This is a genomic window from Haloprofundus halobius (genome assembly GCF_020097835.1).
In the GTDB taxonomy this organism is placed as follows: Archaea; Halobacteriota; Halobacteria; order Halobacteriales; family Haloferacaceae; genus Haloprofundus; species Haloprofundus halobius.
This window is the reverse complement of sequence record NZ_CP083668.1, coordinates 22,665-47,008: the sequence shown is the minus strand read 5'-3', so window position 1 is coordinate 47,008 and position 24,344 is coordinate 22,665. Positions and strand designations below refer to the sequence as shown.

The window sequence follows — 24,344 nt, the reverse complement described above, 5'->3', positions numbered from 1 at the left end:
ACGGCATTCTCGGTTTTGCCGTAACACCACGCAGTCTTGCGTTTTTGAAGATTCTCGAAACTCGCAATCGCCAGTTGCCGTAACGCCATCGTGAAATGCGATACAGTGGCGTTTGAAGGCGTACACTGCCCGATTTCAGAATTCATCATCGACACTCCGATTTGCGAGTGAAATCCCCTTGTAGCACCGAATCGCCTCCCCATCATGGCGCTCAGTCTCCCGTTCAAATACTATCTGATTACTGAGGCGTCGGCTGAACCAACTCCGTGAATCAGGAGTAATCTCGTGTTGTTTGGCCCATGTTTCATACGTCGAATAGACGTCTGCAGCAGGGACCGAACCGCCCTCCTCTTCGACTATCCAATCGGATACGAACTGCTCGACAACAGCATCGGAATCATCTTTCCAGCCTGGATTCGAACTCTCTTCAGACGCTGCGTCTGACTGTTCGGTACTCGTAAGGAGCGTTTCGAGTGGCTTCGTGGAATTTCCATCATAGACGACCGGCTCATCATTCTCACGAAGAATGACGACTGCGTAGCTGTCTGTGCCGTACGTCGGATTCGTCAACTCCTCTGCTGGGATGAACGGCTGGCTGATTTTCACCCACTCTGCCTCAAACGCATCCTTTGACTCATAGGCGTGAATCTCCCCACGCTCATAGACGAGATACTCTTCGACCGGCCGATCGTAGCTGTAGGTTGCTGGCACGCGATCTTTCGTCACTTCGTCCCACGTAGAGACACGGAGATGCTCTGTCCCAGCGCCATCTCGGAGTGCAATCTCGTCTCCATCTTTTACCCATACAGAGCGCTTCGAGTCGTCGTTCTCACTCACTGGGCGAACAGCGGTTACGCCTCCGTGCTCGGTTGCTCCACCATTGAACGTGAGTGGGACGTCATGGGTATAGAACCGAGTCTCTCCGTCTGCGAGCTCACGAACCGGAGATGAGAGGACTCGGTCAAGTCGCTCGGCCCAGTAGGTCTCTGTCTCACCCGGTTGGACGACAAAGAGCGGAATTGCGCTCTCCGCTTGAGCCTTCTGGAGGTTCGTGAGTACCTTCGCTGGGTTCTTCGGGGTTGTCGTCTCGACCTCGATTACGAACGGCGTTTCGAGGCTCGGGTGTGTCGCTCTCGCGTCCGGTTTCTCACTCCCATCCTGGGTGAGAATCGAGACGGTGAATCCCAGCGGTGATAACGCCTGTTCGGTCTCCAAGAGCGCCTCGTCGTGGTCACTCCCACCGGCGGATCGTACGTCGCCCGTGTCGGGTTCGGCTTCGGTTTCTCCCGCCTCTGTGAGTCGGACGATGAGTTCGTCGGCGTCGATGTCGACCGTGGTGTCGAGCAGTCGTGATCGTTTGCGAATCTCGGTGAGTTCCTCATAGTCCGGTGGCTCGGCTTCGACTCGCTCGTACAGCCTTCGCAGTGTCTCATCAACTGTCTTGACACTTACCCACTCATTGTCGTCGCGGACTCCTTCGCGGAGTTGTACGCTTCGGACGGTCTTCGCGATGGCGACGTCCAGGTCATCGGTAGTGACATCGAGCAACTCACCTAACTCATCGGGCGTTGTCGCCGTCGGCTGACTGTTATCGCGGGGGACGCCGAACTCCTGCTGTGTCCGCTCGTGTACGCGAGACAGGGCGTCTTGGAACCGCTGTTCTTCGGACGCCGTCAGTGGTGCCTCGCTCTCTGGATGCCCCGCTGGTATGGGGAGTGGTTTGACGTTGAACGGGTACGGCCCCGTTTCACCGAACGTCGGACTCGGGAGTTGGGCAATCCATTCACCCCGAGGTAACGACCCAATCCGATTGGCGAACGCTTCGGGGTCTAACTCCTCGTGAGCCATCGCGTTCGCGAGCTCGCGGTCGACCTTGATTTTCCCGACGAGCAACGTCCCGATGTTGTTGAGCAGATTGAGATACAAGCGTCGGCCACCCTCGGTTTGTATCTGCTCGGGGAACTGCATCGCCAGCCCCACCGAGAGTCGGAAGCTCCGTCCTTTCTCAAGCATATTGTTGAGGACGTCAGAGGCGGCCACAGAGGCCGCCTCGTCAACCATGAGGTTAACCACGTAATCGTCGTCACGGCGCGTCAGGTCGTCTTCGTGTGTCCGGAGAGCGTCTTCTAACAGTGCGAGAATGAGTCCGGTCAGCAGTTTCGCTGCTTTGTCGCTCAACCCCCCGAGGTCGAACAGAATGATTTGGTCACTATCGAGGATTTCTCGCAAATCGAGCTGTTGGGCAGTGTTGTCGAAGATTCGTTGGAGATTACCGTCCAGCGAAATGTATGCAAGACGGTTGTTAAGCCCGTCAAGCGTTGCTGAGAACGACTGTGCGTCGGTGTTGATCCTCCGACGGAGTGCGCGCTGGGCAGCGACATCAGTCGTTTTCGGTAAGGCCGCTTCATCCGGGTTGGGTGGACCGGCGGCCGCAAGTTGATCAGAAGCGTGCTCGAGTTGTTCGTGCCCGAAGAAGTCCTCACTTTCGCGGTGGCTCCCGTTTTCACGGCCATAGTCCTCGTCGAACAGCGCCTTGATGAGCGACTCAATGAGAATCGGGGAGGTGACTGCACGTCGAAAGACGTCTTTCCCCACGACGAGTTCAAGGATTTGTCTGTACTGGTCGGCTTTACGCTTGACAGCATCCGTCCGCCGGACGCCACGTGAGAGTGCTGGGCGAAGATCAAAAAAGGAGAATCCAGGCAGGATATCGGGAAGAGTAAAGTGCAGCACGTTCTCTTCGAGGTCGTCCATTCCAAAGCGGCGACCGTGTGCACGCATGTAATTTTCCGCGAGGCCGTCGCCCTTGTGGTCAAGCACAATGACTGGCCCACTGGTGTTAGCATACGCCGAGAGGATGTCGTTGAGTAGTGCCTTCGATTTCCCACCGCCCGTCGTCGCCGCCCGGAGATAGTGTGTGACCAGTGACGACGTCGGAATACACACCGACTCGTCTTCGGGAATGCCGTTCTCATCGATAGCATACCCGATTTCCATTCCCTCGCGAAGACTCGACATGTGGTCGTGGTGAGGCAGGGGAAGTGAATTCTGGCTCTCTTGTTCGGAGCGTGTTCGGCGCGAACCCTCAACGCTGAGTTCACTTCCCGAGGGAATCGTGATGAATTGCATGAGTTCTCGTCCATTACAAACGAAATCTGGTGTCGTTCGACCCCGGCCCGTAACGACCTCTCGGTTGAGCACTTGGTCCAGCGTACTGAAGCAATGGTTACGTCCCTTGTCCCGAAGCCGTTCACGCTCAACCTCATAGAACTCTCCACCAATCGAGTCAAAGACGGTCATCAAATCATCGAGTTGTGCATCAATCGCCGCCTCATCAGTCTCGGCCGGTGGAACGGCAACCGCCCGGAGGTTAACGGTGAACGTTCGTTTCGGGTTCTTCGCGCGAATTTCATCGAGACGTTGCCTTGTAGCGTCACTTAGAGACTGTTCTTTCTCAGCGAGCGTACGCGTGTCAATGAAGACGGTGCTGACGGCTTTGTCGATGAGCGTGTCCGTCTGATTCCGGAGGTCGAGCTTCCGATTCTCGGCCGCAGACGACCAATCAGGCTTCCGCTGGAAGAGCACTTGAAAGACAACCGGTGCCTTGACGTCGGAGAGTTCGTCGATGAGTGAGACGAGGGGAAGCAAGGGCCCATCGTCAGAGAGCGATGACTCTGTGTCACTTCGAGTAAGCAGCATCATCCAATCCTTGCGGCGAACGCTCGAACTGTGCCACTGAACTCCTCGTGGTGACAGTTCCTCCTCAGTTACCTCGTCTGTGAGGAGTTTCGATTCGAGATCAACGGATTCACGCGAGATATCGAACGACGACGGATAGATTCGCGTGAGGCGTTCCTCAAGTGTCTCAAGGTGTTTGTCGGCTCCGTAGTAGAACTCAACTGGCTCCTCAGCGCCTTCGCTCACGACGAGGAACTCGAACGTCGGTGGTGGATTCGAGTGTAAGGGATTGAGTTGCTGTGTGAACGAGGACTGCTCGGCTGTGAGTTTGTGCAGACTCTCGATTGCAGTTGGTATCGTGCTCGTGTGGACTGTTTCGGAGGTGGGCGTCACCCGAATGTATTCACGAGTCACTTACAAACACCTCTCTGAGCGGACTCTACAGTCAAGGGGTTCTTTGGGCGATGCAGCGGTTGAGTTGAGTCAGTTGTCGTCATTATTCCGAATACGAAGGATCTCAAGTAGGCGGTCCTGTGCGGCGATACACTTGTCTCGAAATACCCGGTCGTGGGGCAATCGAGCGATAATGTAAGCGGTGCTCACAGTCGGTGTCAGTGTGGCCAGCAGTGGAGTGATGAACGATGGAAGTGAGGCAGGAGGGCCGACGACGAACGATGTGAGTGCAAGGATGAATCCGTATCGGGCAGGGAATTCCCAGAGTTCGCGGCGGGGCTCCCAGACCATCCGAACGAGGTCTAATCGAAGTGCGTCTTTAATTTGGTACGCAATCCCCAGCGAACCGAGGACCCAGAAGATTCGGGCTCCGAAGCGACGACCGACTGGAGTGTCCCCGAATGCAACGAGGATGAGTGAGACTGCACCATAGAGCCCGATGACGGAGTAGACAGCGAGTGCGTACCACTTCGGTGGATTCCACTCGCCGGCCCAGCCCGTAGGGTCGTTGCGTTCACGCTCGGCAATGTGAGTGAAGTAGATAACACCAAGCAGGCCGGTGGATGACCAGGCGAGGGTCCGTATCGGTACAGAGCTTATCGCCGTGAGCGCTGCAATCGACTGGTCGAACCATTGCATGCCGGTATCTAGAGAGACGAAGAGAGCGCCAACGACTGCAGCAATGACGGGAATTAGAAGTAGTGTCCCGCCAAGGAGTACTCCAAGAACGCCGAGGCGACGTCCAAAGAGGAATCGAGCCGTTGGATCGGTGACGTAGTCATGGATGGTTTCTGGGAGATATCGGATTTTGCCACGAATCGAAGTTGGTGGCTGTGGCTGCTCTGCTGCACGCTTTTTTCGAACGGCTTCCTTCCAGTCATCACGTACCTCACAGTCACGACAAAGTACGACGTGATTCTCTGCCGTGAAGACGTTTTCATCGAGCAGGAGTATATTGAAATCCCCAATATCGTTGCCGTCAACAACCCTTCCACACACCTCACAATGGCTGCTCTCACGGCCGAGGGCCTTGTGGAACATATCCACCATATCATAGTTCGGTGGGTGGGTTTCGTCAGCCATGATCACTCCCGCTTTAAGGGTTTCTGAGTTTCAGGTTTCTCAATAAGTTGAGCTTCTTCCTCTAATGCGGTTACTTTGACCGGGTAAGTTCCTTCGTCCTCTACCGAGACGAGCGCATGACTGTACCCACGGTCACGATCGCCAGGCTTTGCGTTGCGAATGAACTCTGCCTCGCGAGACGTCAGCCCGAGCTTCATACGATTCTCCTCAGAGAGACCTGGAAGCCGATATAGGATTTTCATCGAGCAATTGTTCGCGATGGTCTCTGCTCGTGGGTGGATGAAGAAGTCCTTGAGCTCCTGTGTGATGAGATGGATGCTCAAATCATAGTGTCGAGAATGGCGTGTAGCGCGGTCAAGCCATTGTAGACTCCCCTCATGCTCCATGAGGTAATGGGCCTCGTCGACGGCGAGAATAACGCGCTTGTCCGTCTCTTTTGCTCGCTGGTAGACGCTGTCGAAGAGCAATTGCATCATCAACGCAATCTCACGGTCTGCCTCACCCTGCTGAAGATCCAGATAGACGACCTTCTCACCGGAGATGCTAACCTCCGTTTCACCAGCAAGGTTTGAGAACTCACCATTGCCCATGAATGGACGCATCGCCATCCGAAGCTCGGCAGCGCGTTCTTGCCACTTCTCAACCTCAAGCTCGGTCGGATCAGCTGCCTCCTCATCAACCGAGTCAAGAAACGCCTCCGCATCGTCGGCAATCTCAGCAAGAATACCGATTACATCGCGAATCGTCGGGCTCGGATTGCCGTGTGTCGAGGGATCCGATGTAATTCCATTACGGCGATACGCTTCCCGAACAGTAGTGCCAAGGACTGCACGCTCTTTCTTGTCCAGCCCATTGCCGACATGCGCAAAGAACGTATCAAAGAAGTCCATGACGCTACTGAACCGCTGACTGAAGGGATCGATATCAGGAACATCCCGGAGTACACGTTCTGGTGTCTGCTTGATTTCTAAGGGGTTCAATCCTCGAGTACCCCCGACCACAATATGTTCCCCATCGAGGGCATCAGAGAGACTCCGGAAACCCTCTAACGGGTCGATCATGATAAGAATCGTATCCGGATCTTTAGCGAGGTGGCGCAAATTCAACAGCTTCGTCCCAAACGATTTGCCTGACCCAATCTTCGCTGCGGTAAGGATATTGTATCCGTTCTCGCGGTCGAATCGATCCATGACGACTGGGGCGTCCGTTGTCGCATGGAACCCGACGAGTACGCCACTCTCCTCTATGAGTGTACCAGCAGAGAAAGGAAAGAGTGCACCAGCAGCCTTCCCAAGCATTGGTGTCGTCTGCTCAAGTGTGTCTTTCCCAATCGGACTATTGCTCACAAGCCCTTTGTCTTGGGTGTAATCGACAGATTTCGTGACGAGACGCTGTTTCATCAACTCCGATTGCAACCGGGTTGTCGTCTCTTTGACCTCCTTTTTCGTATTCCCACGAATCGTGAGATAGACCGCGACCTCGAAGACACGCTGCGAGCCGTCCGTGAGCTGTGCAAGGACCTCCTTGTGGTCTTGGAGTCGACGTTGCGTTGCGCCGAGTGAGGCACCACCACGGAGTTCTTTTTCTCGTCTCGTCGCATCGAGATTGGTGATCGCTCGCTCGAACTCGTTGATCGCTTGCTCTGAGTCGCGGGGGCTAGCGTGAATTGAGATGTCGATATCGGCGCTCGGATGTGTTGTCAGCATATCCAGCAAGCCGGGAGTTGCCGCTGCCGGAAAGTCAGCGAAGAATAGTGTCTTCGCCCAACGCTCACCTGTCTGTGTGATTTCTGATTCAAGCTTGATGCTCGACGGTGCAACATTCTGTGCATGAACTCGAGTGAAATTCTCCTCAGTATCGTTAGCTTCGAGGCGGGTGAACCGCTCAATGAGTGTTTTCAGCATTGTTAGAATCGTCCCGAGTTAGTGCCGGTCACGATGGGAACAGAGCGAATGCGTTCGTTCTGTTGTCCCGAGCTCGGCCCGTAGTGTGTTCGTTCGCCACTCCAGTACTCTTCGAGCAGTGCAGCGAGTTCATCAGCTGAGACTCGTTCTACCTCACATCCTTCTAAATCGCGGATGCCGCTTTCGACCGCCCGTAGTCGACGTTCTACTTCCTCTTTCTGTCGCTCGCGGATCTCTTCGTAGGTGAGTTGTGTGCTCTCTGCTCCGAGTATTCGAATGCATCCACCAATTACCGGGAGCGTACTGAGCTTTGAGATAGCTCCTCTCTCGGCCAATTGCACTTCGTGGATGCTCACTGGGATGAGGATATGATACTCACGGACACAGGTTCCACGACTCACAAATTCCGCAGGGAACTTCTCGCGGTAGACACGGATGATATCTCCGAGGGCGGGGTTCTCAACGACGTCGGGGTCGTCAAGCCGTTCGCGATAGCCGGCTGTAATGCGCTCAGGTTCCACAGGGCGAGCGGTTGAATGGATTTGTATGTCGAAATCCAGTGCGTTTAGCATACTCCCGAAGGAGTTGGCCACCGCTTCCCATTCTTGATCGGTTGCGAGTGAGAGATTCGCTGGACTCACTTGGAGTGCAGCAACGAGGTTTCCGTCGGTGCGTTCAACCAGATTCGAGACTGGCAGGAATCGTTTTACTTGGGTGAGTGAATCGGGCTGTTTGGCAGGCGATTCGGCGACTGCGGTTTTGGTATGCTCTGTTTGGGAGAATTTGATCATGTCCGTTAGCCACTCGTGGGGTGATTTGTGACTGGGTGTGACGAATACGAAGGCAGCAGTTACGAGGAGAAGTCCAATTGCTGCAAGGAGACCGCCGACATTGAGCCACTGTGGTGTCGCAAGGAGAATGAATCCACAGACAATCCCAGCGGGGATGAACAACTTCAGGTCGTTGAGGCTGTAGTCGATCTCAATGCCGAAGATTTCGTCGCTTGTTCCGAACTCATCGAGGATTCGCCGTGAGGGGTCGCGGTGGCTCATTCGTTCTGCCCCCGCGTATTGAAGACCGTCTCTCGGCTCTCTGCGGTCTGTTGGGCGTATGAGTATGGACCACCGTATCTTTCGTCCGCTACGACTTCACGGATGTCGTAAAACTCGTCGTTGTTAGCACCCTGAAGCAAGAGCGTTCTGTTCGGGTATGCCTTGTTGAGTCGTTCGTAGCCTTTGTTGAGAGTCCAATCTCGGTCTGAGGTAGTACCGCCAACACCCTCAAATTCACCATTGGACTTGAAATACCCAGCTCGATATTTTTGATCGCTAGTCAGTTCCGATCGTGTTGTGACCTTGTTGAGAGAAACACTCGGAGGAATCCGAGAGTCGGTGACTGATTCTCGCGAAGCGCTGGATGTCTCCGACGCACTTGAAACACCCAGACTTGTCGTTATTGAGTGATCACTCCGGGCAAGTTCACTCGAGGCACTCCCGAGTGCACCAGCCGGAGTCGTATCTGTCGTACCAACGGTGGCGGTCGAACTCGCATTATCGCTGGAGAACGGTGAGCCGTTTAGGGGGTTTACACGTGGACTGGAGGCGGCTGAACTCGCCGCGCTCGTCGCTGCACTTCCGGCGTTTCCAAGCTTGTTCGATGCACGTGTGAAACTCGTTGCGGAGACGGCACCGAGAACGCCCGCCGCCATTGCTGAAAACGGCCGCATTGAGCGCATGCCGATGAACAGCATAATCGGCGATAAGAGTGCGATGACCCACAGACAGAGCGTCAAGAGTGCATACACGCCAAGGCCTGGGACAATTGATGCCGCTCCAGGCATTGCGCTTCGAGCGGCGTTGATGATCGGATACCCGAAGCCCAATACGAGTGCTGTTGGGAAGGGGAGAAATGCGACGGTGACAAACATATCACGACCAATCTTTCCGACTTTCGAGACGATGCTGAGTGGCCCGAAGTCGACCAGTGAGAGGGCAATGAAGATCGGGAGTGCGGGGGCGAAGACAAACACCGCCACCCACGAGAGGCCGAATACGAGCGCAATCAAGAGGAACAGCACACCAGATGAGAGCCAAACGAGAATGATGCCCAGACTGGCTGCAGTCGCGTTCCCTCCGACTGACCCGAGGTCCGAAACGAGGTCAGCGCCAGTGGGGGCGACCGCGAGAATCAGTCCCTGTGAGAGATGCAGCACAACGGCAGCCCAGATCCATGAGGCGAGGATGAAGAACAAACCGAACCAGCCTTTCTGACGAAGCGTCTTGCTCCGGTGTGCTGCAGCTGACCCACCTGGCAGGATTGTGGTGAGTCGAAGTAGAATCATCGCGAAACCCCATAGGGCAAGCCCAATGGGGAGTCCTTTGGTGAACCACATGTCGTATGCAGTTCCCATCGGTGCATTCGTGGGACGGTCGACGAGTTCCATCTCACCGTCCTGAAGTGGCACTGGGCGAGAGACGAGGAATTCAACGGCCCATTCAGCGACGTCGCGAGAAAACTCGAGGAATCCTTGTGCGATGGCTCGGACGGCATCAATGACGCCATTGCAGACCTGGCCGCTCACAGGGTCGATACCGCTACAGTAGCCTGCATCGTCGGTGGTGCTATTCCCACCTTGGTCGTCACCATCAGGCGTTGGCCCGCTGGGTGTTCCGAGTTGGAGTGGGTTCGCCGGTGTTTCTGCGACGGCGAGCATGGGGACGAATCCAGCGCTCACGATGAGTGTTAGTACGAATATCACCGATAGGACTGGTTTCTGTGTCATAGAGTGGTGAATGGGTGTGTAGCGTCCCTTAGAAGAAGGGGACGAGACTGACACAGTCTGCGAGAGAGGTTCCGGTGAATCCGATAAACATCTCGATAACGACGGCAAACAGTGGCGTCGTTACGGCGCTCATACCAGCGCGGTTACGCCAGTTTTTGAATGACTGGACTGTTTGCGGGTCCTTTGGGAAGCCGGCTGCGGTGTGGAGGACGTAGGAGAGAATTGCAGCGCCGATCATGAGCGTCCCAACGACCAGTGGGGCTGCTTGGTTGATGGTGTCGGCGAGTGGCGTCCCACAGATACCATTGCCGACTCCCTCTTGGGCAGCGACTGTTGTACTCGCAGTTGCGAACAGTACCACAGAGGCGACTACCGTGTGACAAGTGCGCCGAAAGAAAGTTGACATAACTGATGACCCAGCTGTGAAACGTGTGGTCTGCTTTGCAATTTTAGACGCTTCAGGTATTCTAAGGGTTGTTTTCCTAGACATTATGTCGTATTCTATTCGAAGATAGTATCTTTCGTTATTAGAAACTATCGGCCACATTTGTGATATCTGATGGATTAACTGTCCCGAAGACTTTTGTTCTGGTTATGGCCACTATTGTTTAGCTAATGACTCGGCCCAATGCAGACATTCCTGAGGGAGTTCATGGGAGTATGAAAGAGCTGGGGAAGATGTACGGGATTTCGACGGAGGAGGCCTATATTCTCGCTGCAAAAGTGCTGTTGAACCTCGAATCAGAAATTGAGTATGACCCAGATGGCGACCTCGTTGAGGCGTTCCTCGAGAAACACGCTAATCGGTAACGAGATTGGTATAGGTAGTTCGAGAGGCGACCAGAGGAGGCGGCTGATTAAGACGGACAGGTGAGAGTGCGATAACGATACTGCAGGCATCTGAGCTAGAGAATGAGCTGGGAAGTGTCCTGAGTCAAATCCTATAATAATCTGAGTAGATTGAGGATAAGCGTAGGAGAGATGATTCCAGCCACTCAGTCGGTTTCTTCACAAACAACTTCACGAAGTTCATCCAGAAGTTCTGGATCATGCTTAGCGAGGACTTCGACGTCTTCAGCGACTCTGTCAAGGCGCTTTCGGAGGAATGAGCGTGTCTTGTATCTATAAGAATCAGAGGCCTGGCCAGCGATCGCCTCTCGCTCATTCTCAGTTAGAAGACCGCGTCCTTCGGACATGCTTCTTGCTTGTGAGTCTATCGTCATACTTCATTTGGTACGAATACGTCCAACACCATATCAATACCATATACGGTAAGGCTTTCTGTATTCAGTAATGCTAAGGTGGTGGGAGACCAATGTGAGAGTGAGAACTCAGGGTAATCACAAAGTGTGGTACGGTGCTGGAACACCGCACCTGGGTTCTCATGAAGTGCTAGAAAACCCATGAGTATCGAAGCAAGCGCCGGTATTGAAACCACCGGCACAGTTGATGTAGCGATTACTGGACCATTCTGCGAACCACAGTCACGGGGCGGCCAAACCTACTACCGCTGTGGTCACTGTAACGCAGAAGCGGCTGACCGTAGCGTCCTCACAGACGTCTCGTGCTTCCACAAGTCGGAGTGTGTACTCGGATGAGTCTCGGAACGGAGCTCACCGAGTGCGAGATCTGTGGGGCAGTCGGACTCCCAGAACGCATCCTCGAGCACGATTGCCGAGTATTCCTTGACCACCACTCTGCCGACGGCCTCTGTCCTGAATCATCAGAACCGGGGATCTGCTTAGGTGAGCATCAATGAACGAGACTCTCCAAGCACAGCTCGATGATTTGGAAGCGCGGTTTGAAGCGTTGAACAGAGCACGTGTCGCAGCGTTTGATTGGATTGACGAACTCGAAGCCGAGAATGAGCGGCTCAGTACGCGGCTGGCTGAACTTGAGCAACTCGTCTCTCCTGACCCTGAGTCGGTAGCGTACGAGCAACTCACGCGGTCACAGAAGGTTCACAGGGTTCGCAAGAAGCTCGTCGAGCGCGCGGCCAGTCGCCAGACTGGGAAGTCTCAGATGGAGTACAAGGATGTCAAGTGGCTCTTCGACGGTCATCCATCGCCCGGGCATTGCTATGACCTCATGCGACTCGCCGGAAAGCTCGAAGGCTTCTCGTATGAGACGAGTGACGACCGTTCGAACCGTGTGCTTGTGAATTTGGAGGGTGTGAACGATGAGACGTTGATTCACGCCGCGAATAACGCCCACGAGGGACGGAGGGTCTAAGATGGGTATATTTCACGCGGTTATCCCACCGCCGTTTCATAGGACTCTTATTTGATTGTGTTGTAGTGTGTAGGGAAGTGTCTGTTAGCGGCGGGTACGTCGGCTGTGGAACGGAGTGACATGGTCGAGGCTATCGTGAACGGGGCTGAACCCGTTATTCGCGGCGTGAATGCCATCACCGATTGACCAAGGACCGGAAACAGTGTCATCCAACTTTTGAGTGGGATTTTATATGCCCTGGTGTATCTGTACTGAATAATGACTGACTCGTCCGACAACAGCTATACTCTTGAGGATGCGAATGAGGAAATTGGAATTCTTCGCCGTGTAGCAGACGATGTCGTCGAAGGCATTCGGAATGCAGAGAGTGAGGATGTTCTAGAGTTTCTCATCGAAGACGAGAAACTGGACGTCATCCATGATGGTGAGCGCGGTCTCGGACAGGTCCGACGAGCGGTTCTGGAATCTCGACTCGCGTCCGATCGACTGAAGCGTGTCGTGAGTCTCCGTGGTGACGAAACACCTGCAGAGATTCTTGTTCCGAACGACGTCGAGCGCAATGCGAAAGTTGCACTTGAGGCCGGTAAGCCGGTTGTCCTGTACGGTCCGACTGGGACTGGAAAGACGACCTTCGCCAAGCAGCTCGCTCGTGAGACCGGTATCGGTTACGCCCTCAACACCGCTACACCCTCGTGGACACCGTCGGATATCATCGGTGGAATTAGCCCAGACTACACAGGCGACTCGCTTAGTTATCGCACGAAACTTGGCTGCGTTTCTGAGGCCGTTCAGCGCGCTCGTCAGTTTGACGTTGAGTACGGCGTCATCCTTGACGAGATTACCCGGGCAGATATTTCGAAGATCTTCGGTCCGCTGTACACCGCTATTGAGAACCCTCACCAGACGATATTCGAGACCGATGAGGGCGAGACCATCGAGCTGGACAAGCGAGTAAACATTATCTGTACCATGAATATGTCCGACCGGACGGTGAATGAACTCGATAACGCCATCACTCGACGGTTCGCAATGGTTGAGCTTGACGAGTACGAGGAGGACAAGCGCCGACAGCTGTTCAAAGACTGGATCACCACGCACGTCACCGACCACACGGACCTCGGAGAAAGCGAGATTCTCCGCCTATTTGAGCGGGACTACCAGGGAATCAACCACGGCCACGAATCAACGTCGCAAGGGTCGATTATGCGCTTCGGCCCGATGCATTACCGCGACGTCGCCGTCTTCCTTGGCGTCGGCTGTCGGGAGGGTGGCGAATATGAATACGATCAGACGGATGCAGTCGGACAGGCGTTCCGGACGTACATCGTTCCGCGGCTCCTGAACGCCGCTGCGTTCCCGCAGATCGAGCGTATCGCAGAACACTACCGGGCACTAAACGGTGAGTTCGAGGAGTTCGATCTCGCACCGGCGGCTGAACTCGCCGAACGAGAGCTCGAACAGGAACGCCGCCAGATGGGCTCCTACGAGTAATGAGCACCGTTGACGAAGTCTACGAGTACGGACAGGACACCTTTAACGTCCCCGAACGCGGGGAGATTCGAATAGAGGGCTGTCCGTCGTCCATCGGCGACCAACTTCGTCGTGCTTCGTTCACGCAGCAGAGTCCTGGGGTCTTTACGAAAAGTCAGGCGGCACTCGACTCCGACCAAGAGTATGAGGTCGTGACGGTCACCGTAGACGGCGACGAGAACGAGGTTCTCCATGTCGAAGCGACAGATATCATCGGCGTCGTAAGTCTCACGCCATCGTCGAAAGTACAGGTAGATCCGAAGATCGACTGGGAGCACATCTTTGACATGCTGCTTGCCGTCTACGACCAGAACCGATCCATCGAGTACCACGGAATTCCGCTTCAGGACTTCCTCTCCGATGATATCCACCTCGACGACGTGTTCGTGGTCTTGGCAATCAACTACCTCGACGGGCTGGAGACGATCCATCGACAGGGATGCATTCGTGATCTGGTCATCCGACGACTCGACAGTCTCGACGGTCGGGGTGAGATTGACGTCGAACAGACGCTTTTGAACCACGCGCGCGGGACGCTGGAGCCACACTGGATCCGAAACGAAACCGAGTACGACAACGCCGCGAACTCGCTGCTTCACTACGCAGGGAAGTCACTCCTTCGACTCTTCCGTCAGAATTCTCACGAGAACGACCACCCCGCCTACGACCGGATCTTTTCAGAGGTTCACCGGGAAGTGGAACGCCTGGAGAGTATGGGTGTCGTGAGCGGACTGAATCGGATGGACGAGTACCGACGCATCTCTATCAGTGATTTACCGAAGCAGCGTCGGTACTACCAGAAGGCGTTCGACATAGCAAAAGCGATTATGTCATCCTCTCTCGGCCAGCAGCTCCGTGACGGTCCACGAGAGCTGGTTGTGGACTACGTCCTGAACATGGAGTCGCTGTTCGAGCAGTACTCGCAGGTTGTCATCGAGCGCGAGCTCTCGTACATCAAGTCCTACGACCACCTCGGCGACCTCGACGACGTGATGCCCGTTCGGTCACCGTCCGTGAATCCATTCGAGGGTGAGGGACAGATCTACCACGAACCAGACCACGCGCTGCAGGAGGGCGACGAAACGCTCGCCGTCTTGGACTCGAAGTACTACGCGGAAGGTCACGATCCAGTAAAGGAATCGGCGTCCCGGTCGCGGCTCTTTAGCTACGCATACCTTCTGCACTCCAACCGACTCGCGTTCCTGTGTCCACTCCTGGAACCGAAGCGTCGGAAAGTCGCTCAGACCGGAGCCGAACTACAGATCGTCTCACCCAGCGAGAATTTCACGCTGGAAGCGTACGACGATGTCGTCCATGATTATCTGCACGACGTTCTGGTTGAGCAGTCTACCGAGCTTGAAGCCTTCCACGCCGTCGCGGATAACCGACTCTGTTTAGACGGCGTTGAAGAGACGGATCTGAGCGAGGCGAAATCGATGAGTGGACCGTTCACGTTCAAGGACGTCCGGAACTTCTCCCTACGGGTCCTCAAGGCCGCTGCCGACGAACATTCTTGGGAAGTTCGGAATCGATACGAACTGGAACAGGACGGTGACTGGACGAGAGAGCAAGTCGAAACTCGTTGTGAGCAACGCTACGAGCACACGACGACGTGCATTCCGGTGTTCTGTCGTGAACAAGGCCAGGAATGGATCGACCTGTACTTCTTGAATGGCAGCGGCGAGGTCGAGAAAGAGGGGCCGTTGAAGCTCCTATAGGTGCAAAAGTATGTATCAAACTCCGCATCAGTGGACGACCACAGAGGGACTGACCCATGTCTTCTACGATAACAACCAACCTCCGAGTGAGCGGTTCGGTTGGACGAGCCTCTGCGACGAATGGAGAATTCCCCTCGAAGGTGAGCACTTCGAACTCCAAGAAGACGTAACTGAAGGGTCAATAACGTGTGAACACTGCCGCGACCGGCTCGATAAACCGTTTGTCGAACTTGATGACGAAGGGATCGCCGGTATGAGAGGTTGCGTGGTCAGAGTTCATCGAGACGGAGATGGAGCAATCATCGGGGCTCGCCGGCTTTGTCGCGGACGACCCCTTCACTACGAGATCGCCTTTGACCCCAGGTCGTTCAGCGGCGATCTCCATGACCAGGCTGACGACGTCTGTGAAGAGTGCTGGCAGAATTACGTCGATCATCAGTGGGGCGGCGACGTGGAAGGTGGGGAACTTCAGATCGAGTACTGGACAGACGAGGGGAAGAAGACGTACTATGCAGCGTCCGCTGAAGCAGTAAACACCGGGCCGGAAGCGAAGCTTCGATTGACCAGTGAGAACGGCCTCGAACAGGAACTCACGCAGGGAAAAATCGAGTCGATCACATTAACTCCAGCACAGATCGTGGACTACTGACCCTGTCAATTGGCCGAACAGACCGTTACTGGTTCCTTGTTGAATTCGGTGCTTTCTGCCCAGGTCGTCGCATACTTAAAACGGTGCGACGAGCCAGTTTCCGTCCTCTTTCCGTTCGAGCTGCGGGCCGAAGACCTGCTGTAGGGAGTAAAGTTCGTCGTGGTATCGGAGGTCGTACGTCTTTCCACTCCGGTGGAACGACCCCTCGACGACGAACTGTACGGTGGGGCTCTGGTACTCCAAGTCGTTCGCTCGCCGATCCATCTCATGGGCAAGTTCGTCTGCCTTGTCACCGTTAGCGAAGGCGTCTTCCAGCCCAACGACACTCACTTGACTTGGGACATCGTCGTCCTTGAGACGCTGTAGGAAGTCTTCTAACGGAATTTGGTGATCGAACGTGTCGTACTCGTCTTTAATGACGATATTGTACCGTCCGGGTATTTGACCAGGACCTGCCATTTCTTATGAACGATTTCTCAGCCCGGCATTAAGTACCTGTGCTGTTAGACATACTGGTCCGAGGTGAATAGGGGAGAAAGTATTCAAACCGAACTATCTTGTATGAGTGTATGTCAGCAGAACCTAGAGAATTAATCGCACTCCCGCTCATCATCGTCGTAGGCTTCGCCATAGTTGCTAGCGTTTGGATCGGCGGAAACGGCGGTGACGTCAGTTGGATCGCCGGCATGGTCAATGCCCTCGCCGTTCCTGCACTACTCCTCGGTTTGCTGCTTGCTGCTGGTGCCGCAATCCTGAGCGCTCTTTGATGTTGCGCAGAGACCTCGGCTCATTCCCAAGAACGTTCTACTGAAGCTGCTGTTGCACGCTAATTTGCGGTGAGACCATCTGTTCTAAGCAAGGTAGCTGTATACAGACGCCATGGACTATCGCGTGTCCCCCTCGTGATGTTGCGGTCGCCGAGCACCCTCGTGTACGTGTCGTCGCCGGTCACGTCGTCGAGCCACTTCTCGACGTAGTTTGACTCTGATCTCTATGGGGGCTCTCTGGATGACGGTCTTCTAAGAATTGTCGATTGGCCATCCAAAGTTCTATATGCTGGCGTATAGTATCTTGAGTTGAGCGCAGAGGTGCTGCGTGGAGCCTGTGTGACCATGGCCCGCAAGCCTGGCGGCGCAAGCCAATAGGCGTCGAAGACGGACGTGGGCGCAGGAAACGCACCTGGTTTTTACACTTCAGAGAGTTGGGTAGCGAGTTCTTCATACCCCTTTCTTCGGGCATACTGCGCAATTGGCCGAACGGAGGATTCAAACTGGACTGGCTCTCCGCCACCCATCACACCCTCGAACCAACAGCCCATACGAGTTGGCACGGTTTCGGCCCTCCGCTGCTCGATTGGCTCCGTGTACACTGGGGTGGAGGAATTCACGATCTCATTATATGCAGGTCCCCAGAGATGGTTGAATTCCTCTTTGGTTACTGGTGCAGACGGCGTCACCTCAGAACAATGGCGGGGATGGTCGATCTCGTATGCGAGATGGCTCGCACAGAGGTCGGCGAGCAGGGATGTGGGGTAATACAGTTCCGACTGGATACAGGTAGCTATCGGCGGACACCCACCTGATATCCCCGTAATTGCACGCCCAAACCGCTCTGCTTTGTCCTCGTTGCCGTCAAGAATCACAAGCGTATCTTCGAACCCCACCTGTTCAGCGAGAACTGCAGATTGGACTGCTTCAATACGTTCTGAATCAGACCCGTCTTGGCCGAGATGAGTAGTTGCTTTCAGATACTGGCTGTTGTCCTGAATAACCGTTTCGAAGAATCCAACACTGTTTTCGTACGTCAGGTCGTGCGATTTGTCTCGGAACGGGAAGAACGAATATCCCTCGGCCGCAGCGTAGATACTGTCCAGAATAGCCAGCTCCTCGGCACGATCAGCACTCACGGCGACGGTGATAGTGATGTCTCCGATGGTGCTCGCATCAATTGCGATTGATCGTTCGTAGGCAGCGTCGCCAGCACGAAATGGACGCACAGGTTACTCGTAACCACTCTACATTGTTTCTTGAGCGTTCCGTTTGATGACCGTGACACGACCACCGTAGGCCGTCGATCCTACAGTCGTAAAACGCAGGAGATCGTAGGCAAGCCTGTAATCAGTAGCTTGTAATGTCCCGATCACCCAGCACACGCGTGTACGTGTCGTCGCCGGTCACGTCCGCGAGCCGACCGGCGAGCTCGCGCATGTCGTCGTCGACGTCCCACTTCTCGACGTAGTTCTGGACCGCCTGGCCCTTCTCGTAGCGGTACCGGAGGAACTGGAGTTTATCCAGGTTCGAGAGGTGGTCGCCGCCGTCGCCGTTGACGCGCTCCTGAATGTACGCCTGGCGTTTCTCGTTGTCCCAAGTGCCGAGTTCGAAGCCGTCGTCCTGGTTGTACAGGCACATCTCCTTGAGCTCCTCAGGCTTGGCGTTGGTCCCGCGGCAGAGCTTGTTGACGTCGTCGAACGAGGGATTCGGCGTGTCGAGCAGGTCGATGAACACGTCCTCAACGCCGATGTCACTGGCTTCCTGAATGATGCCGTAGATCTCCTCGACGACCTCCTTCGCGGACATAATCTCGCCGCCACGCTGCACCTTCCCGTGGTGCTTCGAGTACTCGCGGAAACACGCACCCATCTCCATCACGCCAATGTCGCCGCGGGAGAGGTCGCGGTTCTCTTCGAGTTGCTGGCGAGTGCGTCGAGCCGTGCGGTAAATGTCGCGGCGGAGCGATTTCCACGAGGCAGGCTCGGTGTCGTCAATGGGACGAGCGACGACGACGATGTCGAATGAGACGGCTTCGCCACCGATGAATTTGTTAATGTCTGCACTAATTGGATACGTCGCTGTTACCTCAAACCCGACGTTACAGAGGGATTCGAGGAGTTCACCCCACGATTCAGAGTCGCTGTGGTGGTATGTGAACGCAAGCGATCCGTCTTCCTTGAGCGCACGCTTAATAACAGAGAACGCTTGGCCAAGCTCGGATTCGAAATCTTCCGCGGTTTTTTCCAAGTATGGATTCGTGACAATCGACTCTTCGCGGGGTGTTCTGTCTTGGTCAAATCCGGCGTACTTGTCCTCCAGCAGAATTTTCTGCCAAACATAGAAGTAATCTGAAACTTCTGAGTAGATGATGTTATCGTAGTAAGGTGGGTCAGTAATAACAGCATCAAATTCATTTTCGTAATCAAGATGTCGCATATCTCCTTGATGGAGTGTTGATTTGTTTCCAACTGGTGTAGAGAATTCCTCTGTCTCGATAGTCTCTCCATCTTTCACATACCGCTCAGTCGGAGCAGCTGCATACTCAACACCTTTCTTTACCATGTCGTACATGGAACTGAATGTACCAGTCCCGAACTTTGTTCCCCATAGGTTGTTTTCTATGGGTTCGGTTGGGGGAGAAAATGAATTGTTTTTAAATATATTTGTATTCTTGTTGTAATTTGGATTATAAACATTCATCATGGTGTTATAGTTGAGGGATTCAGAAAAGGTGAGTAGCAGAAACTCTCGTATATTGTCATTCTCGATTTTCTCGATTGACTGGAGTAACGTACTGAGTACCAATAATTGACGAGGGTTGAACATATCGGTCCAGTTTTCGTATTTATGCTGGAACACGTCGTTTCCGGACACGGATGAAGCCGCAGTAATTGCACCTTCTGGGATTTTTTCAGATGGAACGTAGTTACGGAGTTCGCGTCGATCTTCCCATTCTTCCCGAGCGTGGTTTAATTTCTCAATGTCACCCGATGTAACGGCTTTGTACGATTTATACTCGTCCTTGTCTTTACCATCAGAATCGCAGACTGGACAGTAGTATTCAACAGCATATAGACGGAGGTCATATCCACCTTGCTCTGATATGGCATCGACAATTCCGTACTTTTGGCCACATTCAGTGCAGGTATATTTTCCTCCCCGACTCGTATTACCTTCCTTCGGGATCCATCTAAATCCACAGTTACCACAGGAAGATTCTTCTCTGTAGTCGTCTACGTGGACTACCTCATCACAATCGGGGCAGACTACCACATCCTCATCATCGTGTGCATATCTTCCGGTTGCAATCCGGAAATCATTGAACAGCGGAACAGTATGACCGCAGGAGACGCAGTCCAACTCCTTCACCCAGAAGTTGTACATTACGTCAGCGTCGTGGTCACCGTTCGGACAAGGCGTTTTGTAGTACTGCGTAATCTCGTCGGCGACGTCCTCTTTCACCTGTTCGAAGGCTTCCTCAAGCTCCTCGACGTCGGTCTGTCCCGCTTCGAGTTCCTTCTTCGTGACGAACCACGCGACTGGGTTCAGGTCGTTGCCGACAACTTCCGCGCCGAAGCGTGACGCCTCAACGAGCGACGTGCCACCGCCCATGAACGGGTCGAGGATCTTCTTGTCCTCAACGCAGACGTCCTTCGGATAGAGTTCCCAGAGACTCTCTGGGTCGGTTATGTCCACACGTTCGAGTAGCGACGCAACGTCGAAATCTGACTCAACATCGGCGTCCTCACCCCAACCAGCGAGAGTTCCTCCCTCGTGACCGGGCTCAAACACCGAGACTTTCTCTGGGTCGTCAAGTAGTGTATAGAGAGATATAGCACGGAATACACAGCCGAGGCGTCGCGCCCACCACTTGTGCATCGTGTAGATGGGGCGGTAGTACATCTTCGCCCGACCTTCCTTCTCGGCAATCTCGTTTATTCGCTCAATAGGAAATCCCTTCTCGATTGGGAGGGTTTGACGCTCTGTGATCTGCTTCCCTCCAGAGCTATCCGTCATATAAAGATACGCCACAATCTGACCGCATAAGGATTCGGGTATCTCGACAACAGTTATACTACAACGTTCAGAAGCCTGTTGTAACTGTGCCAATCTCTGTCCCCTTCGTCAATCGGAAAGAAGAGCTTGGAAAGTTACGAAACAGTTTACAAACCGACACTATGGACTTCCACGTTCTAGTCGGTCCAAGTGGATCAGGCAAGTCGGCACTCTTGGATCGGTTTCAGAAGCAATGTCAGGAAGACGGAGTACGTACCGTTCGTCACGATATTGGCGAACCGAAGTCAGAAGCTGCGTTCATTTATCGACTCTTGGAAAAGTGGGATCAGGCATTACCAAGCTCGAATTGGGATTCAATCAAAGAACGTGTCAAGAGTGCAAATACGGAACCGTTGGTTCAGGTTGCAAAGTTCGCTGACCCTGCCGTAGGTACTGGTGCCCGGATAATCAATGCAGCTCTGTCTGGGGCGGTAGAAGATGAAAGCCTGAGCAATGCTACTGATGAAGTAGACTTTCTCATTAATGTACTTGAAACCAGCCCAGATGAGAGAGTAGTAATTATTATTGACCAGTTTGATGAGCGCCGTCTGTCTGAATCAGTCTCACAGGATCTTGGTCGGGTATTCAGAGAGATTGCACGGAAGTCACCCGCGAACATTGTCTGGTGTATCGGATCCGATCACGAGTTCGGCAAGTCCGAAGATCAGGTAACTCATCTGCGGGTTGGGCCGCTGGACAGCGCAGCGATAGAGGAACTCCTTGACAAAACGGGCACTTATCTTGGAGAAGCAGAGACTGATGGCGGTCAGACTAAAAACACTGCCAGTTTTGTGACCGAGATCACGAATTTCGAAGGGCCAAATCTGACAAAGGAGGGATTGATTGACGAAATAAAAACGAGAACAAAAGGACATCCGTTTATGCTTGTTCTCTTTTTACAAACAGTTCGGGATGAAGATGTCTCCTATGCGATTCGAGACCTCCCAATAAGCCATCGGAAAGTTCGGAATCATTTGGAAGGTCGGTTGTTAGACCGTTTAGAACCTCAGGAGGAGGATCTTATGCGGGATGTTTGTGTTTTGGAACAGTTTGACGCGAAGTTGGCAGCTCATCTCTCGGGGAATACGGTCGCAGAAGCGAGACAAATCTTGACGAATCTGAAGGAGCGATCCATTATCAGAGATGTAGAGAGTATTCCTGGTAAGCATACATTCAGAACGCACGACCTAATTCGTGAATATCTGCAAGGCGATATAATGGGTGCCAGAGAACGTCAGAGCAGATATATTGCGATTGCAGTGTTCTCATCAAGGCTATATGAACTAATAAACCAAAGCACAGAGGAGGAGGTCGCGGGTCCCGAAATAGATTCCTTGCGTGAATATGTCAAACTCCACTTTGAGAAGGTCCTCACCAATGAAGAAGCGGCTTCTGTGGTGAGTTCGGTGTACTCTGCTTGTAAGGACCTGAACTACATACAACAAACAGACGTAGAGAACGGGCTCAAACACTGTTACTCAATTCAGAATTCAGTGACTCTCCCAGACGCGATTGAGAGTATTTCAAAATAGAGGACTCACAGTAATTCCGTCTGGGAACCATTTTTACGGCCTTCACCTGAATGTTCGGATATCGATGAAAGCGGATACGCTCGATCTGAAGGATATCTTTCGGAAGGACACCCGGTACGTCGTTCCACGATTCCAGCGGCCGTATGTGTGGAAGGAGGAGGAACACTGGCAGCCCCTGTGGGAGGACCTCCAGCTCGTCGTGAACGATTTGATGGACCGACAGGCGGATGCGGATACCGATCTCAAACGCCAGGAGGCCCAACAGGACACCTCTCCGCATTTCTTGGGTGCCATCGTCCTCGACCAGCAATCGACGCCGACGCAAAAGCTGAGACACGTGAGATTATCGACGGGCAACAGCGGCTGATTACGCTCCAAGTCTTGTTGTCGGCCACACATTCCGTAGCGATGGAGTTCGACGACAACGGGTCGGCGTCCTTGGTCGAGAAGCTGATGTACAACGACAAGGACCTCACGAGGACGGAGACAGACCGGCTGAAGGTCTGGCCCATCGAAACCGATCAGGACGCGTTCATCGACGTTATGACGCTCTCTGACCCTGAGTCTGAGCACGCAGAACTCGACGGCGACGACAACCTGGAGGAGTGCTTCCGGTACTTCAGGGACGAAATCTGTGAGTGGGCGGAGTCCGGGGAAGAATCTCCCGAAGAACATCTCGACGCGCTCGTCACGACGATGTGGCACCTGCTCCGCGTCGTCGTCATTGACCTCGAATCCAACGACGACGCACAGGTGATCTTCGAGACGCTGAACGCCCGCGGGACGCCCCTACTCGCCGCCGACCTGATCAAGAACTACCTCTTCCGAGAGGCATCCGTTCAACACAACGACCCCGGTGATCTGCACGACAAGTACTGGAAGCAGTTCGACGAGGACGATTGGCGCGTCGATGTCTCGCAAGGACGGCTGGACCGCCCGAAGATAGACGTGTTCATCATGCACTGGCTCACGATGGAGATGAGCCAACAGGTCCGAGCGAAGAAGCTCTTCCCGGCGTTCCGGAAATACCTCGACAGGACCGACAACTCCGTTGAGGAGATCGTCAAAGACATCGACTACTACGCGTCCATCTATGAGACCATCTCCGAGCCAGACCGTGGGTCTCGGGAGGAAATCTTCTTCCACCGGCTGGACATCCTCGACACAACGACGCCGTATCCAGTTCTCCTCTGGATCTTCGGCCACGAGGACATCCCGAAGGAGCAGCGCGTGAAAGCCGTCGAAGCAATCGAGAGTTGGCTGATGCGTCGGATGCTCTCCAGACTGACGTCGAAGAACTACAACAAGATCTTCATCGAACTACTGGACGAACTCAAGGAGCGAGACGACGAGCCCGTCGGCGACGTCGTCGTCGAGTTCTTCCGAAGTAAAGAGGGTGAGAGCGACTACTGGTCCGGCGACGAGAAACTGACGGACTCGATGGTCAGTATGGAGTACTGGGCCGTCATCAACCAGCGACGCCTCAAGATGGTGTTCGCAGCCATCGAACGTGAGTTACGGAACACCGGCTACAGCGAGACGGTGGAGTTCACGCAGGACCTAGAGATCGAACACATCCTTCCGCAGAAGTGGTCCACACACTGGTCGCTCCCCGATGAACGCCCGGCCGAAGTCGAACGAATCGAGCGCGACGAGGCGAAGAACCGGATCGGGAACCTGACGATTCTCACCGACAAGCTGAACCCTTCTATTTCGAATGCAGCATGGGACGACAAGCGTGAAGCGATTCAGGAACACACCGTCCTACGTCTGAACAAGCACCTGGTCACGAATTGGTCTGACGAGTGGAACGAGGAGACGATTGCCGAACGTGGCGAGTGGCTTTCTAAGAAAGCGAGCGAGGTCTGGCCGAGTCCAGAGTCTGAGTACTGGTGAAGACAAAAACACACTACATCTGCCCGTAGTGATATAGCGGCCAAGATTTCTCCAACAAGGT

Annotated in this window: 20 protein-coding genes; 10 read left to right on the top strand and 10 right to left on the bottom strand. The window is 54.1% G+C overall.

Going from position 1 to position 24,344, the window contains the following annotated elements; translation table 11 throughout:
• Positions 1–135 precede the first annotated feature (135 nt).
• From LAQ74_RS19025 to LAQ74_RS19000, 6 genes are all read right to left on the bottom strand, one after another.
• Positions 136–4,071, bottom strand: coding sequence for a conjugal transfer protein (locus LAQ74_RS19025; RefSeq protein WP_317987406.1), 3,936 nt, complete (start codon positions 4,069–4,071; stop codon positions 136–138).
• 90 nt (positions 4,072–4,161) lie between these two features.
• Positions 4,162–5,214, bottom strand: a complete 1,053-nt coding sequence (locus tag LAQ74_RS19020; protein ID WP_224338248.1) for a hypothetical protein — start codon at positions 5,212–5,214, stop codon at positions 4,162–4,164.
• 2 nt (positions 5,215–5,216) lie between these two features.
• The gene (locus tag LAQ74_RS19015; RefSeq protein ID WP_224338246.1) at positions 5,217–7,118 is read right to left on the bottom strand and encodes a VirB4 family type IV secretion system protein; all 1,902 of its coding nucleotides are present in this window, start codon (positions 7,116–7,118) and stop codon (positions 5,217–5,219) included.
• A gap of 2 nt (positions 7,119–7,120) precedes the next feature.
• On the bottom strand, positions 7,121–8,170 hold the full coding sequence (locus LAQ74_RS19010) for a TraC-like domain-containing protein (protein WP_224338244.1): 1,050 nt from the start codon (positions 8,168–8,170) through the stop codon (positions 7,121–7,123).
• Positions 8,167–9,900, bottom strand: coding sequence for a TrbL/VirB6 family protein (locus LAQ74_RS19005; protein ID WP_224338242.1), 1,734 nt, complete (start codon positions 9,898–9,900; stop codon positions 8,167–8,169). Before LAQ74_RS19005 ends, LAQ74_RS19010 begins: the two co-directional genes overlap by 4 nt.
• Positions 9,901–9,928: 28 nt before the next feature.
• Entirely contained in the window at positions 9,929–10,261 is a 333-nt protein-coding gene (locus tag LAQ74_RS19000) for a hypothetical protein (protein ID WP_224338240.1), read from the bottom strand.
• 254 nt (positions 10,262–10,515) lie between these two features.
• Here LAQ74_RS19000 and LAQ74_RS18995 point away from each other — a divergent pair, with 254 nt between their 5' ends.
• Positions 10,516–10,710, top strand: coding sequence for a hypothetical protein (locus tag LAQ74_RS18995; RefSeq protein ID WP_224338238.1), 195 nt, complete (start codon positions 10,516–10,518; stop codon positions 10,708–10,710).
• Between the two features lie 185 nt (positions 10,711–10,895).
• Here LAQ74_RS18995 and LAQ74_RS18990 read toward each other — a convergent pair whose 3' ends face one another.
• Positions 10,896–11,123: a hypothetical protein gene (locus LAQ74_RS18990; protein ID WP_317987405.1), complete on the bottom strand. Its 228-nt coding sequence runs from the start codon at positions 11,121–11,123 to the stop codon at positions 10,896–10,898.
• Between the two features lie 180 nt (positions 11,124–11,303).
• Between LAQ74_RS18990 and LAQ74_RS20770 the strand changes: the two genes are divergently transcribed.
• The 5 genes from LAQ74_RS20770 (at position 11,304) to LAQ74_RS18970 (ending at position 16,029) form a co-directional block, all read left to right on the top strand.
• Positions 11,304–11,498, top strand: coding sequence for a DUF8118 domain-containing protein (locus LAQ74_RS20770; RefSeq protein WP_484494581.1), 195 nt, complete (start codon positions 11,304–11,306; stop codon positions 11,496–11,498).
• 157 nt (positions 11,499–11,655) lie between these two features.
• The gene (locus LAQ74_RS18985) at positions 11,656–12,132 is read left to right on the top strand and encodes a hypothetical protein (protein ID WP_224338236.1); all 477 of its coding nucleotides are present in this window, start codon (positions 11,656–11,658) and stop codon (positions 12,130–12,132) included.
• A 258-nt stretch (positions 12,133–12,390) separates the two neighbouring features.
• Positions 12,391–13,623 (top strand): AAA family ATPase, encoded by a 1,233-nt coding sequence (locus LAQ74_RS18980; RefSeq protein ID WP_224338234.1) that lies wholly within the window; start codon positions 12,391–12,393, stop codon positions 13,621–13,623.
• Positions 13,623–15,380, top strand: coding sequence for an McrC family protein (locus tag LAQ74_RS18975; protein ID WP_224338232.1), 1,758 nt, complete (start codon positions 13,623–13,625; stop codon positions 15,378–15,380). Before LAQ74_RS18980 ends, LAQ74_RS18975 begins: the two co-directional genes overlap by 1 nt.
• Before the next feature lie 10 nt (positions 15,381–15,390).
• On the top strand, positions 15,391–16,029 hold the full coding sequence (locus LAQ74_RS18970) for a hypothetical protein (RefSeq protein ID WP_224338230.1): 639 nt from the start codon (positions 15,391–15,393) through the stop codon (positions 16,027–16,029).
• 75 nt (positions 16,030–16,104) lie between these two features.
• On the opposite strand, the gene LAQ74_RS18965 is transcribed toward LAQ74_RS18970, so the two are convergent.
• Positions 16,105–16,488 carry a DUF8076 family protein gene (locus tag LAQ74_RS18965; protein ID WP_224338228.1) on the bottom strand — a complete coding sequence of 128 codons (384 nt, stop codon included), beginning with the start codon at positions 16,486–16,488 and terminating at the stop codon, positions 16,105–16,107.
• Between the two features lie 110 nt (positions 16,489–16,598).
• On the opposite strand from LAQ74_RS18965, the gene LAQ74_RS18960 reads away from it, so the two are divergent.
• A complete protein-coding gene (locus tag LAQ74_RS18960; RefSeq protein ID WP_224338226.1) occupies positions 16,599–16,796 on the top strand; it encodes a hypothetical protein in 198 nt (65 codons plus the stop codon).
• Between the two features lie 419 nt (positions 16,797–17,215).
• Here the strand turns inward: LAQ74_RS18960 and LAQ74_RS18955 are convergent, their stop codons facing one another.
• Together LAQ74_RS18955 and LAQ74_RS18950 are read right to left on the bottom strand one after the other, a co-directional pair.
• A complete protein-coding gene (locus tag LAQ74_RS18955) occupies positions 17,216–18,025 on the bottom strand; it encodes a hypothetical protein (RefSeq protein WP_224338224.1) in 810 nt (269 codons plus the stop codon).
• Between the two features lie 121 nt (positions 18,026–18,146).
• The gene (locus tag LAQ74_RS18950) at positions 18,147–20,816 is read right to left on the bottom strand and encodes a DUF1156 domain-containing protein (RefSeq protein WP_224338223.1); all 2,670 of its coding nucleotides are present in this window, start codon (positions 20,814–20,816) and stop codon (positions 18,147–18,149) included.
• 86 nt (positions 20,817–20,902) lie between these two features.
• Here LAQ74_RS18950 and LAQ74_RS18945 point away from each other — a divergent pair, with 86 nt between their 5' ends.
• The 3 genes from LAQ74_RS18945 (at position 20,903) to LAQ74_RS20440 (ending at position 24,283) form a co-directional block, all read left to right on the top strand.
• Positions 20,903–22,387: an AAA family ATPase gene (locus LAQ74_RS18945; RefSeq protein ID WP_224338221.1), complete on the top strand. Its 1,485-nt coding sequence runs from the start codon at positions 20,903–20,905 to the stop codon at positions 22,385–22,387.
• Between the two features lie 64 nt (positions 22,388–22,451).
• A complete protein-coding gene (locus tag LAQ74_RS20445; protein ID WP_255647842.1) occupies positions 22,452–22,754 on the top strand; it encodes a DUF262 domain-containing protein in 303 nt (100 codons plus the stop codon).
• Positions 22,755–22,768: 14 nt separating this feature from the next.
• Positions 22,769–24,283 carry a DUF262 domain-containing protein gene (locus LAQ74_RS20440; protein ID WP_343217958.1) on the top strand — a complete coding sequence of 505 codons (1,515 nt, stop codon included), beginning with the start codon at positions 22,769–22,771 and terminating at the stop codon, positions 24,281–24,283.
• Positions 24,284–24,344 lie beyond the last annotated feature (61 nt).

Coding starts and splice junctions, on each gene's coding strand:
- LAQ74_RS19020 (WP_224338248.1), bottom strand. CDS start 5,214: ATGGCTGACGAAACCCACCCACCGAACTATGATATGGTGGATATGTTC.
- LAQ74_RS19015 (WP_224338246.1), bottom strand. CDS start 7,118: ATGCTGAAAACACTCATTGAGCGGTTCACCCGCCTCGAAGCTAACGAT.
- LAQ74_RS19010 (WP_224338244.1), bottom strand. CDS start 8,170: ATGAGCCACCGCGACCCCTCACGGCGAATCCTCGATGAGTTCGGAACA.
- LAQ74_RS19005 (WP_224338242.1), bottom strand. CDS start 9,900: ATGACACAGAAACCAGTCCTATCGGTGATATTCGTACTAACACTCATC.
- LAQ74_RS18995 (WP_224338238.1), top strand. CDS start 10,516: ATGACTCGGCCCAATGCAGACATTCCTGAGGGAGTTCATGGGAGTATG.
- LAQ74_RS18990 (WP_317987405.1), bottom strand. CDS start 11,123: ATGACGATAGACTCACAAGCAAGAAGCATGTCCGAAGGACGCGGTCTT.
- LAQ74_RS20770 (WP_484494581.1), top strand. CDS start 11,304: ATGAGTATCGAAGCAAGCGCCGGTATTGAAACCACCGGCACAGTTGAT.
- LAQ74_RS18985 (WP_224338236.1), top strand. CDS start 11,656: ATGAACGAGACTCTCCAAGCACAGCTCGATGATTTGGAAGCGCGGTTT.
- LAQ74_RS18980 (WP_224338234.1), top strand. CDS start 12,391: ATGACTGACTCGTCCGACAACAGCTATACTCTTGAGGATGCGAATGAG.
- LAQ74_RS18975 (WP_224338232.1), top strand. CDS start 13,623: ATGAGCACCGTTGACGAAGTCTACGAGTACGGACAGGACACCTTTAAC.
- LAQ74_RS18970 (WP_224338230.1), top strand. CDS start 15,391: ATGTATCAAACTCCGCATCAGTGGACGACCACAGAGGGACTGACCCAT.
- LAQ74_RS18965 (WP_224338228.1), bottom strand. CDS start 16,488: ATGGCAGGTCCTGGTCAAATACCCGGACGGTACAATATCGTCATTAAA.
- LAQ74_RS18960 (WP_224338226.1), top strand. CDS start 16,599: ATGTCAGCAGAACCTAGAGAATTAATCGCACTCCCGCTCATCATCGTC.
- LAQ74_RS18950 (WP_224338223.1), bottom strand. CDS start 20,816: ATGACGGATAGCTCTGGAGGGAAGCAGATCACAGAGCGTCAAACCCTC.
- LAQ74_RS20445 (WP_255647842.1), top strand. CDS start 22,452: ATGAAAGCGGATACGCTCGATCTGAAGGATATCTTTCGGAAGGACACC.